The 320-nt window shown below is 65.9% G+C and carries 1 protein-coding gene; it reads right to left on the bottom strand.

Annotated features, from left to right (window positions below; all coding sequences use genetic code 11):
* A partial coding sequence (locus tag IH25_RS38280) for an RHS domain-containing protein (RefSeq protein WP_037656526.1) occupies nucleotides 1-320 on the bottom strand: 320 nt, incomplete at both ends.

Below are 320 nucleotides of genomic sequence, written 5' to 3'. Positions count from 1 at the left end.
TCGACCAGGCCGTTGTGCCCCAGAGGGTGCTTCGGGTGTGCCAGGCGATGTCGCCCTGTTCGTCCAGCAGTTCGGTCGGGGTGCCGACGAGGTCGGTGACGATGGCGAAGAAGCGGGAGTCGATCTCCTGCTGTGGGGCTTCCGCCGCGGTGATGCGTTCCGTTTGGGCGAGAGGGTGTAGGCCCTGGTGGTCCCAGGTGAGGGTGATCGGGTGGGCGAAGGCCTCGGACCTTGTCGTTTGTTCGCAGAGCGTCGTGCCGTCCCAGGTGAAGTCCACCCGTTCCACGACCGTTTCGCCGTCTTCGGCCAGGCGGAGTTTG

Origin of the sequence: Streptomyces achromogenes subsp. achromogenes (genome assembly GCF_000720835.1) — a bacterium.
Taxonomy (GTDB): Bacteria; Actinomycetota; Actinomycetes; order Streptomycetales; family Streptomycetaceae; genus Streptomyces; species Streptomyces achromogenes.
This window is presented reverse-complemented; position numbering and strand designations above follow the sequence as displayed.